Source organism: Streptomyces sp. NPDC034670 (genome assembly GCF_055574875.1).
Genome location: NZ_JBVITR010000051.1, coordinates 45,482 through 57,088, shown reverse-complemented (window position 1 = coordinate 57,088; position 11,607 = coordinate 45,482). Strand labels below are relative to the sequence as shown.

10 protein-coding genes and 1 pseudogene are annotated in these 11,607 nt (G+C 74.3%); 6 read left to right on the top strand and 5 right to left on the bottom strand.

Annotation, left to right across the window (positions count from 1 at the left end):
• Together ACZ56B_RS27085 and ACZ56B_RS27080 are read right to left on the bottom strand one after the other, a co-directional pair.
• Window positions 1-608: maltotransferase domain-containing protein (locus ACZ56B_RS27085; RefSeq protein WP_468795941.1), on the bottom strand; the 608-nt coding region annotated here is incomplete at its 3' end.
• A 74-nt stretch (window positions 609-682) separates the two neighbouring features.
• Complete coding sequence (locus tag ACZ56B_RS27080) at window positions 683-982, bottom strand: DUF5133 domain-containing protein (protein ID WP_468795938.1); 300 nt, start codon at window positions 980-982, stop codon at window positions 683-685.
• Window positions 983-1,324: 342 nt separating this feature from the next.
• Here ACZ56B_RS27080 and ACZ56B_RS27075 point away from each other — a divergent pair, with 342 nt between their 5' ends.
• Window positions 1,325-1,837 carry a pep a2 gene (locus ACZ56B_RS27075; RefSeq protein WP_468795935.1) on the top strand — a complete coding sequence of 171 codons (513 nt, stop codon included), beginning with the start codon at window positions 1,325-1,327 and terminating at the stop codon, window positions 1,835-1,837.
• Complete coding sequence (glgX, locus tag ACZ56B_RS27070) at window positions 1,834-3,993, top strand: glycogen debranching protein GlgX (RefSeq protein WP_468795932.1); 2,160 nt, start codon at window positions 1,834-1,836, stop codon at window positions 3,991-3,993. Before ACZ56B_RS27075 ends, glgX begins: the two co-directional genes overlap by 4 nt.
• Before the next feature lie 62 nt (window positions 3,994-4,055).
• Here the strand turns inward: glgX and ACZ56B_RS27065 are convergent, their stop codons facing one another.
• Window positions 4,056-4,859 (bottom strand): VOC family protein, encoded by an 804-nt coding sequence (locus tag ACZ56B_RS27065; protein ID WP_468795929.1) that lies wholly within the window; start codon window positions 4,857-4,859, stop codon window positions 4,056-4,058.
• Window positions 4,860-5,110: 251 nt separating this feature from the next.
• Here ACZ56B_RS27065 and ACZ56B_RS27060 point away from each other — a divergent pair.
• Window positions 5,111-5,425: pseudogene (locus ACZ56B_RS27060) on the top strand (ANTAR domain-containing protein); the annotation flags it as partial.
• A gap of 31 nt (window positions 5,426-5,456) precedes the next feature.
• Here the strand turns inward: ACZ56B_RS27060 and ACZ56B_RS27055 are convergent.
• Entirely contained in the window at window positions 5,457-6,254 is a 798-nt protein-coding gene (locus ACZ56B_RS27055) for an RNA polymerase sigma factor SigF (RefSeq protein WP_468795926.1), read from the bottom strand.
• Between the two features lie 495 nt (window positions 6,255-6,749).
• Between ACZ56B_RS27055 and ACZ56B_RS27050 the strand changes: the two genes are divergently transcribed.
• Window positions 6,750-7,271, top strand: coding sequence for a hypothetical protein (locus ACZ56B_RS27050; RefSeq protein WP_468795923.1), 522 nt, complete (start codon window positions 6,750-6,752; stop codon window positions 7,269-7,271).
• A 151-nt stretch (window positions 7,272-7,422) separates the two neighbouring features.
• On the opposite strand, the gene ACZ56B_RS27045 is transcribed toward ACZ56B_RS27050, so the two are convergent.
• Window positions 7,423-8,199 carry an NPP1 family protein gene (locus tag ACZ56B_RS27045; RefSeq protein ID WP_468795920.1) on the bottom strand — a complete coding sequence of 259 codons (777 nt, stop codon included), beginning with the start codon at window positions 8,197-8,199 and terminating at the stop codon, window positions 7,423-7,425.
• Between the two features lie 289 nt (window positions 8,200-8,488).
• Between ACZ56B_RS27045 and ACZ56B_RS27040 the strand changes: the two genes are divergently transcribed.
• Complete coding sequence (locus tag ACZ56B_RS27040) at window positions 8,489-8,995, top strand: MarR family winged helix-turn-helix transcriptional regulator (protein ID WP_468795917.1); 507 nt, start codon at window positions 8,489-8,491, stop codon at window positions 8,993-8,995.
• 273 nt (window positions 8,996-9,268) lie between these two features.
• On the top strand, window positions 9,269-11,581 hold the full coding sequence (locus tag ACZ56B_RS27035; protein ID WP_468795914.1) for a SpoIIE family protein phosphatase: 2,313 nt from the start codon (window positions 9,269-9,271) through the stop codon (window positions 11,579-11,581).
• Window positions 11,582-11,607 lie beyond the last annotated feature (26 nt).

The following is an 11,607-nucleotide window of genomic DNA, read 5'->3' as shown; positions in this document are numbered from 1 at the left end:
CAGGCGCCGTACAGCGCCCGCTCGCGCTCCACCAGCAGCGGCAGCGGCTCGCTGCTGGTCACCAGCTCCCGCAGCGGGTACCGCGCCAGCACCGCCCGCACCTGCGGCGTCAACGCCGCCGCCAACCGGGTGGCACAGGGCAGGGAGTCGTCGCGCAGGGTCCGTGCTGCGGCGAGGACCACGGCCTGCCCGTCGTCCCGCGGCACCCCGGCCGCCGCCCGCTCGTGGAGGTCGGCGCCCTCCTCCAGGACCAGGCCCGCGTCGATGCCCGCCGGAACCTTGATCGTGGCCGTCCCGCGCCAGGTCGCCACGGGGTCGCCCCAGGCCTCGACGCGGTAGGTCCACCGGCCCACGGCGTCGGGGGTGACCTCGGCCCCCCACCGGTCCGTGCCCGGCGCCAGCTCCCGCATCCGGGTGAACGGCCCCGGGCGTCCCTCGGGGTCCTTCAGGACGACGTTGGCGGCCACCGCCTCGTGCCCCTCGCGGAACACGGTGGCCGTGACCTCGAACGTCTCGCCCACGACGGCCTTGGCCGGACGCCTGCCGCAGTCGACGGACGGCCGGACGTCCCGTACCGGGATACGGCCGATGGTCCGGGTCGTCTTCATGGATCTGCACCTCCGCCGTGCTCGACGCCGGGCCGGCGCCCGGGCGTGGGGACCGCATTGCGGCGGGAAGGCCCTTACCTTCCCGCCGGGGAGCGCCGCTGCGCCGCCGGCGGACCCCGCCTGACCGAGGCGGCCGGACAGGGCCCGTCGCCCTGTTCCCGCACGGAGGTGACGAGGGCCGTGCGCAGGTACCGTTCGGCGGCGTCCGCCGCCTCCCGCGCGCAGCGCTTGCCCATCAGCACGCAGAGGGCGTGGCCGGAGTCCTCGAAGGTGGCCCGCACCGTGCGGTCGGCCGGAGCGGCGAGCATCACGCGTTCCCAGGCCCGGTAGCGACGCAACTGCCGGGCGACTTCGGCTCTGGCGGGTGGCAGCATGGCGCCGTTCACCTTTCCGTGGCTCGATGGGGGCGCGTTGTCCCGGCGGTCGGGCGGCGGCCGTGCGCGCAGCGGCACGGACCCGTAACGGCGATCGAGGTCTTCACACATGGTGCACGGACGGTGACCCGCCGTCTTGTTGGCTTTTCAATGAAATGCGGCGGCCGCGACGTGCTCAGTTGTCGACGCGCGCGTCTCAGCCGTGCACTCGTGTTGCACGGATGGACCAATCCCCTCACGCTGAAGGTGACTCAGAAGCGATTACTGCTTACGTTCCGTGTTCGGGGCTCGTCCCGCGGGGACGGGGAGGAACGGGAGCTTCGCGGTGAGGAGCCAACGACCATGAAGACCGCAGTGCCCTGCTACTACCACCTCGACGTGGAAGTCGGCCCGGAGAAGGTGGAACAGGTCAGCCGGATACTGGCCGCCCACCTCCGGTTCTGGGACCTCGAGAACCTGGTGGAGCCCGTCTGCCGCGGCACCGAGATGCTGCTGCGGGCCATCGACGAGCACGCCACCGACAAGAACACGTCGGTCGAGATGTGGTGGAACGGCCAGCACCTCATCACCGCCGTCGGGGACAACGACCGGTCCCTGCGCCCCGATCAGGAACTGCGGGACTGCCTGCGGCACATCGCGGCGAGCAGCGACGGCTGGGGCTGCTGCGCCACCGAGGCCGGCGGCAAGGTCATCTGGTTCTCCCGGCGCGCCCGCGCCGGCGAGCGCGTCCCGCTGGTGCCGACCGCCCCCGACCCGCGCGAGAGCGAGGGCCTGGACGTGCCCCGCGAAGTGCTCGTCACCCGGCTGACCGGCCTGGTCCGCACGCCGGGCGGCGTGCTGGAGGAGGCCCGGTGACCCGGTCCCGGAACCGGAAAGGGGCGCCCGTGTGGAGCGGGCGCCCCTATCCGCTGGGTGCGGCCTTCGACGGGGAGGGCACCAACTTCGCCCTGTTCAGCGAGGTCGCCGAACGCGTCGACCTGGTCCTGGTGGACGACGGCGGCCGCCACCGCACCGTCCGGCTCACCGAGGCCGACGGCTTCGTCTGGCACGGCTACCTCCCCGGCGTCGGTCCCGGACAGCGCTACGGCTACCGGGTGCACGGACCGTGGGACCCGGCGGCCGGCCACCGCTGCAACCCCGCGAAGCTGCTCCTCGACCCCTACGCCACGGCGGTGGACGGGCAGATCGACAACCACCCCTCGCTCCACGAGCGCGACCCCGACGGCCCCGACCCGGCCGACAGCGCCGGGCACACCGTGCTCGGGGTGGTGACCGACCCGGCCTTCGACTGGGGCGACGACACCCGGCCCGGCCGCCCGTACGCCGACACCGTGATCTACGAGGCCCACGTCAAGGGCCTGACCCGCACCCACCCCGACGTCCCCGGGGAACTCCGCGGCACGTACGCCGGACTCGCGCATCCCGCGGTCGTCGAGCACCTGACCTCGCTGGGCGTCACCGCGGTGGAGCTGATGCCGGTGCACCAGTTCGTCCAGGACGGCGTGCTGCAAGGCCGGGGCCTGGCCAACTACTGGGGCTACAACACCATCGGCTTCTTCGCCCCGCACAACGCCTACGCCGCCCGCGGCACCCGGGGACAGCAGGTCACCGAGTTCAAGGAGATGGTGAGGACCCTGCACGCGGCCGGGCTCGAGGTGATCCTGGACGTCGTCTACAACCACACCGCCGAGGGCAACCACCTGGGCCCCACGCTCTCCTTCCGGGGCATCGACAACTCCTCGTACTACCGCCTGGTGGACGGCGACTGGGCGCACTACTACGACACCACCGGCACCGGCAACAGCCTGCTGATGCGCCACCCGTACGTCCTCCAGCTGATCATGGACTCGCTGCGGTACTGGGTCACCGAGATGCACGTCGACGGCTTCCGCTTCGACCTCGCGGCCACCCTGGCCCGGCAGTTCCACGAGGTGGACCGGCTGTCGGCGTTCTTCGACCTCATCCAGCAGGACCCGGTGATCAGCCGCGTCAAGCTGATCGCCGAGCCGTGGGACCTGGGCGAGGGCGGCTACCAGGTGGGCAACTTCCCGCCGCTGTGGTCGGAGTGGAACGGCAAGTACCGGGACGCCGTACGGGACTTCTGGCGCGGCGAGGAGCACACCCTCGCCGAGTTCGCGTCCCGGCTGACCGGCTCCTCCGACCTGTACGCGCACAACAGGCGCCGGCCGCACGCCAGCGTCAACTTCGTGACCGCGCACGACGGTTTCACGCTGCGCGACCTTGTCTCCTACAACGACAAGCACAACGAGGCCAACGGCGAGGACAACGAGGACGGCGAGAGCCACAACCGGTCCTGGAACTGCGGCGCGGAGGGCGACACCGACGACCCGGCCGTGCTCGAACTGCGCGCCCGCCAGCAGCGCAACTTCCTCGCCACGCTGCTGCTGTCGCAGGGCATCCCGATGCTCTCCCACGGCGACGAGCTGGGCCGCACCCAGCGCGGCAACAACAACGCCTACTGCCAGGACGACGAGACCTCCTGGATCGACTGGCGGCTGACCGGCGAACAGCGCGAACTGCTGGACTTCACCCGGCGCGTGATCGCGCTGCGCCTCGCCCACCCCGTGCTGCGCCGGCGCCGCTTCTTCCGCGGCGAGACCGTGCGCCACGCGGGCCAGCCGCTGCCCGACCTGGTGTGGCTGCTGCCGAGCGCCGAGGAGATGACCGAGGACGACTGGCAGCGCCCCGACGCCCACTCGGTCGGCGTCTTCCTCAACGGGGACGCCATCGCCGAACCCGATCCGCGCGGCCGGCCCGTGGTCGACGACTCCTTCCTGCTGCTGCTCAACAGCCACTGGGAGGCGGTCGACTTCCGCCTGCCGGACGCCGCCCACGGCGAGCGCTGGACGGCGCTGATCGACACGGCCGATCCGCAGGGCGCCCCCGACGAGCGCGAGCACAAGGCCGGCGCGGTCCTCACCGTGGGACCGCGCAGCCTGACCCTTCTGTCCCGCCCGTCCCGCACCCGCCCGTCCCGCACGGCACGGTGACCGGCGGCGGGCCCCGCGGCCGGCCCACCGCCGCCGGACCGGGCGCCCGGCGGGTGACCGGTTCAGTGTGCGCGGCGTGAGGTCACGGTGAACCGGGCGCCCTCGTTGTCGCGCAGGACGGCCTCGTCGTCGGTGAGGGACAGCACGCTGCCGCCGTGCCGCTCGGCCGTACGGGCGCACGCGGCCACGTCCTTCACGGTGAAGTGGACCTGCCAGTGCGGCCGGATCCGGGGGTCGGGGGCCGACTCCACCGCCCCCGACTCGATGCGCGCCACCAGCTCCCCCTCGCTGCGCAGCACCACCTCGCCGCCCTCGTACTCGACCTCGCAGCAGCCGGGCTTGTCGGACGCCCAGTCGAAGACCTCGCCGTAGAAGATGGCGGCGTCGAACGCGTCGCGGGTGCGCAGTCTGATGAACGCCGGCCGGGTGCGGCGCCAGGTGGGCCAGTCGACGAACAGTTCGCCCTCCCAGACGCCGAACGTCGCCCCGTCCCGGTCGGCCAGCAGCGCCGCGCGCCCGGGGGGCAGGGAGATCGGGCCGACCGCCAGGGTGCCGCCGCGCTCCTGCACCCGCGCCACGGCCGCGTCGGCGCTGGGCACGGCGAAGTACGGCGTCCACGCCACCGCCATCCGCCACATGCTGGCGACCCCCGCGATGCCGGCCACCGGCGCGCCGTCGGCCAGGGCGATCCGGAACCGGTCGCCGAGGCGGACCGGCCGCCACTGCCACCCGAGCACAGCCCCGTAGAACTCCTCGGTCGTCTTCACGTCGTGGCTGGTCAGGCTCACCCAGCAGGGTGCCCCGAACACGGAGTGCGTCGAGAAGACGTCCGTCGCGCCGGCGGGGGAGGGCGTGTCGTGGTTCATGGCAAGCAGCGTCCTGATCTCGTCGGGCCCGGCGGCCACCGGAATGCCCCCAGTGTCCGCCGTGTTCCGGTCCGGCCGCCTGCCGAGTACCCCGGCGGGGGTGCCGAAACGGTCCCCGGACCGCCCCCGCCCCGCTCCGGTGGCACAGGGCGGTGCGAGTGGCGACGATGGAGTGATCGGACACTGGGTGGAAGCACTCAAGCACCATGCGAAGGCAGCACGAGAGCGGCACACCGGACCCGGAGGTGACCATGCCCACGGACGGGGGTTCGGACCGGATCCTCCAGCTGGAGGAAGAGGTACAGCAGCTGAAGGACGCGGTCGTCTCGCACGCGGTGATCGACCAGGCGATCGGCATGATCGTCGCGATCGGGCGGGTCTCGCCCCGCCAGGGGTGGACGGTGCTGAAGGAGGTGTCCCAGCACACGAACATCAAGCTCCGCAGCATCGCCGAGATGATCCTGGTCTGGGGACGCACCGGACTCATGCCCGCCGAGGTGCGGGCGGTCCTGGAGGACGTGCTGGACCGGTCCTGTCCCACCCAGGTCCCGGGGGCGGCGCCGGACGCCGGCCCGCCCGGCGGCGCCGCCGGTCCGGTCAGCCGGCCTCGGCCTCGGCCAGCAGCTCCTCGCGCAGACGGGCGAAACAGCCGCTGAGCAGCCGGGAGACGTGCATCTGCGAGATGCCGAGGTGCTCGGCGATGGTGCTCTGCGTCATGCCCCGGAAGAACCGCAGGTAGAGGATGAGCCGCTCCCGCTCCGGGAGCGCCTCGAGACAGGGCCGGACCGCCACCCGGTCCACGACCGTGTCGAACGCCGGGTCCGGCCCGCCGACCGCGTCCCCGAGGGCGTAGCCGTCCGTGCCGGGCATCTCCGCCTCCAGCGACAGCGCGGAGAAGCACTCCAGCGCCTCCATGCCGGTGCGCACCTCGCTCTCCGTCAGCCGGGTGTACGCGGCGATCTCGGGGACCGTGGGGGTCCGCCCCGCGGTGGTCTGCGCCAGCTCCCTGGCCGCGTGCCGCACGCGGTTGCGCAGGTCCTGCACCCGGCGCGGGACGTGCAGGGTCCACATGTGGTCGCGGAAGTGGCGCTTGATCTCCCCGGTGACGGTCGGCACGGCGTACGCCTCGAAGGCGTTGCCGCGCGCCGGGTCGTAGTGGTCGACGGCCTTGACCAGGCCGAGGGCCGCCACCTGGTACAGGTCCTCCAGCGCCTCCCCGCGCCCCCGGAAGCGCACGGCGATCCGTTCGGACATGGGCAGCCAGGCCTGGACCAGTTCGTCGCGCAGCGCCCTGCGCTCGGGCCCCTCGGGCAGCCGGGCCAGGCGTGCGAAGGCCTCGGCCGTGTCGGGGGCGTCGTCATGGGGGTGCGGCTTGGTGGGACTGCCGGTACGCATGTGCGCACCTCCCTGAGCGGGTGCCGGGTGGACGGACACCGTGGGAAGCACTCACTCGGACCACGGACGGCCCGGGGCCGGCGAGCCGGTTCCCACGGACGTGCCTCCGGTCCGAAGCACTGAGTTCTCCTTTCCCGCACGTTACTCCGGTGAAACGGTTTTCCGAATTCCACGGACCGGCATTCCCCGGGGAACACGTTCCGGGACCGGGGGAATTCGCGGCGTGAATTCCCCCGGGGCGGGGCGGCGGGTCCGCCCCCGCCGCCCCGCGGTCCTCCGGGCCGCCCCCGCGGCGCGGGGGCGGTCACGGCGCCGGACGTGATGTGCGGCACGCCGCCGCGGCGGGCGGGGCGGCCGGTCGGGGGGATTCCTCCAGGGCAGCGCTTGATCATCGATCAGATGAGGGCGAACTGCCTGACCACGGCGCATTCCGCTCATTTGACAGTGCCCCGAACCCACAGATAGGAAGCAGCCACGGAAGTCGAGAGGTGCACTGTGTACGAGCCGAACGTGGTCGAGGACTGGCAGGAGTACGACGAGCATGCCGGTCTGCGGGTCCGCGTCCACCGTCTGGAGGCGGGCGAGCCGCCGCGCGGGCGGGACGACGCCGCCGAGGGGCTGACGTATTTCAGTGTCCGCGTGACCGTCGAGAATCGCGGCGACCGGGCCGTCGGAATTCATCTCGAGGACGGCCAGATCGACGTGCGGATCGGTCCCGACGGGGAAAGTGCGTTCATCGACTGGCGCAACTCGCAGTTCATCGAGGGCTTCGACGTCTACCCGCTGCGCCGCGCCACCGCCGTGCTCTACGCGGCCGGCCCCGAGGCGGCCCTGAACCACGTCGACGTCCAGGTGCAGTTGCGGGTGGACGAGGAGTGGACCGGCCGCCGGCTGTGGACGGGCCGCGTCGGTGCGCACGGCAGCCCGGCCGGGACCCCCGCGGGCGCGAGCCGCGACAGCCTCGCGCACCAGGTGAGCGCCTTCCTGCAGGAGCAGGCGGAGGAGGGCACCGCCTGAGCCGGCGTCAGCACGGGGCCGTGGACGGCCTCGTGGGCGTCCCGGCGCGGCGGCGACCGGCCCGCCGGGACGAAGGCGAGGGCCTCCGGGAGGAGTTCACCGGCCCGCGGGCCCGGACGGCGGACCGGCCGGACCCACGGGCCGGAGGCGGTCAGGCGTTCGGGTCGAACGGGATGCCCGACGGCTTGGCCGCGGCGAGGTGGGAGGCGAAACTCCCGTCCTTGAGGCCGAAGTGGGCGCTGCCGAAGTCATGGGAGACGAGCTTGTCCCGCAGCCCGGCCGGGTAGCCGTTCCAGCCGACCAGCGCCGGGTACTGCCAGCTCCCCTCGTGGTTCTCCGGCGGTTCGTCCCCCGGCCCCGCGAGACGGAAGCAGTGCGTGCCGATGCCGTCCTTGTGGTACACGATCTTCGGGTGCGTCCCCTCGAAACGGACCGCCGCACGCGCGTGGATCGCGAACGAGCCGTGGCGGGACGTCGAGACGTACTGCACCGAGCCGTCCCGCACCCACACCACCACGTGCTCCCAGTCGTGGCGGTGCCCGCCGAGGCCGATGCCCGGCAGTGCCTGGTCCTTCTCGAAGTACAGGGCGTAGACGACGGCGCACCAGCCGTTGTTGCACGTGGACCGCGCGTAGCCGTTGGTGTTGTCCAGGTCCGGGGCGTCACGGCAGTTGCCGTCGAGGGCGCCGGTCGGCTTGAGGCCGGCGTTGACGGAACCGTCCGGACCGATCGCCGGCACGGGGTAGCAGCCGTCGGTGTCGTAGTCGTAGGCGGGCTGGAACGTCCGCTCCAACTCGTCGGCGACGGACGGCAGGGCGGGCGGTGGTGCGGCGAAGGCGGTGGCGGGGAAGGCGATGACCAGGGCGAGGGCCCCGGCGAGGCCGGCCGGCCATCTCCTGCGGTGCCTGCGGGACGTGCTCGGCGACACTGCGTCCTCCTCTTGGTCCGGGCGCAGCCCAACGGCTGTGGGGGGCAAGGGAGTTCAGCATCCCGGCCGCGCACCTGCGTGCCAAGGGGCCGCAGGCGTACCGAGGGTGAAGCCCGGCCCAACACTCGTCACGGCCGGGATGCGCGCCGGACCCGTGCGGGACCGCGGCGACCGCAGGTCCGCGCGGTGCGCCGTCACCGGGGGAGCGGGCCGGCCGGCGCGCGCCCGGCGGCCCGGAGGCGCGTCCCGCGATTGATTGAGTCAGGCAATGAGATGGTAAAATGAGGGCATGTCCACGCCCCCGCGCCCCGACGCCCCCGCCTCCGCGGAAGTGGCCGAGATCGAGCGCGCGCTCAGCCGCATCACCTACCTGGGCTCGCGCGCCCGGCAGCACGAGCGGCTGACGGCCCTGGCGGGTGTGCCCCTGGACCGCGCCGCCGTCGCGCTGCTGCGGCAGATGGCCGACGTCGAGCCGATGCGGCCGGGGGAGCTGGCCGCCCGGCTGGGAGTGGAGGCCTCGCACGTCACCCGTACCGTGCAGCAGCTGCAGAAGTCCGGCCACGTCACCCGCGTCCCGGACCCCGACGACCGCCGCGCCCAGCGCATCGAGCTCACCGGGGCCGGCCGGCGGGCCATAGCCCGGATCCGCGAGGCCGGGGCCCGGGCCATGCAGGCGGCGCTGGCCGACTGGTCGCCCGAGGACCTGCGGCGGCTCGCCGTCCTCTTCCACCGCATGGTCGACGACTTCCTCGCCCACTCCACCGAGGAGGAGACGGAACCCGTCCGGCCCTCCTGACGCCGGCGCCGCGCGTCCGCCTCCCGCCCGGCCGCGCCGAACCCCGGCCGCACCGCGCGGGCCCGCCGCCTCCGTGACCCGGCCGCCGAGTCCGCCGCGGCCGGCGCGCGGCCGGCGGGCACCAGCGGCGCCGCCGTCGAGCGGCAGGCGGAGTGCGCCGGACGGTACGTCCCCGGCCTGCCGCCGCGCTCCGGGACCACCGCGCCCGGGCGCGTCGCCCCGGGCCGCACGGCCGCGGTTGATACGGCGTGGAGATGGGCTGATCCTGGACGGATGGAGGACGCCTCGGCCGCGGTGGTCGTCGATGCCCGCGGCATCGTGACCGGGTGGAGCGAGGGCGCCCGGCGACTGACCGGGCACCCGGCCGAGGAGGCCGTGGGGCGGCCCGTACGGGACCTGCTCGCCGAGGACGTGCCGTCCACCCCCGCGCCCCTGCCGTCGGGCGTCGCCGTGCTGCGCCACCGCGACGGCCGCCCCGTGCCGCTCCGGCTGACGGTCCACCCCCTGCTGGACGCGCGGGGCGCCCCGGACGGGCACGTGATCACCGCCGAGCGGTCCGGCGCGGCGGACACCTCCCCGGCCGGGCCGGCGTTCCGGCAGGCGTCCCTGGCGATGTCCGTCTTCGACACCGGGCAGCGCTACCTGGAGGTCAACGACGCCGCCTGCCGGATGGCCGGCGGCACCGAGGCGGACCTGCTCGGGCGGGCCTACCTGGACACCGTCGGGGGGAGCGAGGCCGACCTCGACCTCGACCGCCTCCTGAGCCGGGTCGCCCGGACGGGCGAGCCCCTGCACGTCGAAAGGTTCACCCGGGCCCCCTCCGGCGACCGGCTGCACGCGTGGAACATCGAGATGTGGCCCGTCCGCGACCCCTCCGGCGAGGTGGTGGGCACCGCCCTGGCGGCCTTCGACAGCGAGGAGCAGCGCCGGACCCGCGAACGGCTGGCCCTGCTGAACGAGGCCGCCGCCCGCATCGGCACCACCCTGGACGTGGTGCGCACGGCCGAGGAACTCGCGGAACTCATGGCACCCGGGTTCGCCGACTTCGCCGCCGTCGACCTGCTCGACTGGGTCCTCGACGCCGACGAGCCGCCGGCTTCTCCGGCCGACGGGGCCCCGCTGCGCCGCGTGGCGTACCGCCCGGCCGCCGGGGGCGCCCCCGGGCCGGCCGCGCGCCCCGGCCGGCCGCCCTGCCCGGCCGCACGGGCGCTGCGGGAGGGCAGGGCGGTGCTCGGCCGCGCGGGTGATCCGGACTTCGACCGGTGGGCGGGCGAGTGCGGCGCGCCGGCCCCGGCCGGGGCCCACTCGCTGCTGGCCGTGCCGCTGCGCGCCCGCGGCACGACGCTCGGCGTCGCACTCGCCGGCCGCCTCACCCACCCCGACGCCTACTGCGCCGACGACGCCGTCCTCGCGGAGGAACTCGCCGGCCGCGCCGCCGTCTGCGTCGACAACGCCCGACGCTTCGCCCGCGAGCGCACCACCGCGCTGACGCTCCAGCACAGCCTGCTGCCGAAGGGACTGCCCGGCCAGGCGGCCGTCGAGGTCGCCCACCGCTACCTGCCCACCGCGTCCGCCGCGGGCATCGGCGGCGACTGGTTCGACGTCATCCCGCTGGCCGGCAGCCGGGTCGGCCTGGTGGTGGGGGACGTCGTCGGCCACGGCATCACCTCCACGGCGGCCATGGGCCGGCTGTTCACGGCCGTGCGCACGCTCGCCGACGTCGACCTGCCGCCGGACGAGCTCCTCACCCACCTCGACGACCTGGTCGCCCACCTCACCTCGGGCGACCGCGACGACATCGGCGAACTCGGCGCCACCTGCCTGTACGCCGTCTACGACCCCGTCTCGCGCCGCCTGACCGCGGCAGCCGCCGGGCATCCCGCGCCCGCCCTCCTGCTGCCCGACGGAACCTGCCGGCCCGTTCCCCTGAGCGCGGGACCCCCGCTCGGCATCGGCGGGCTGCCGTTCGAGGCGGTGGAGCTCCCGCTGCCCGAGGGCTCCGTCGTCGCCCTCTACACCGACGGGCTCATCGAGGGCCCCGACCGCGACGTCGACCACGCCACCGACGAGCTGTGCCGTGCCCTGACGGTGCCCGCCGGCTCGCTGGACTCGCTGTGCGACGGCGTGCTGAAGGCCGTCCTGCCCCGGGAGCCCGCCGACGACGTCGCCCTGCTGCTGGCCCGCACCCGGGCGCTCGGCGCGGAACAGGTCGCCACGAGGCAGGTGCCCGAGGACCCCGAGGAGGTGGCCCGCGCCCGGCAGTGGGCCAGCGAGCGGCTGCGGGAGTGGGGGCTGGACGAGGCGGTCTTCGTCACCGAACTGGTCGTCAGCGAACTGGTCACCAACGCCCTCCGCTACGGCCTGCCCCCCGTCCAGCTGCGGCTGATCCGCGACCGCACCCTGATCTGCGAGGTCGCCGACGCCAACCCCACCTCACCGCACCTGCGCCGGGCCCACGCCTTCGACGAGGGCGGCCGGGGCCTGCTGCTGGTGGCCCAGCTCACCCGGCGCTGGGGCAGCCGCCAGACGGACGCCGGCAAGACGATCTGGGCGGAGCAGCCGCTGCCGGGGGGACGGGACGGGTGATCCGCCGGAGGGCGGGCCCGGGGAAG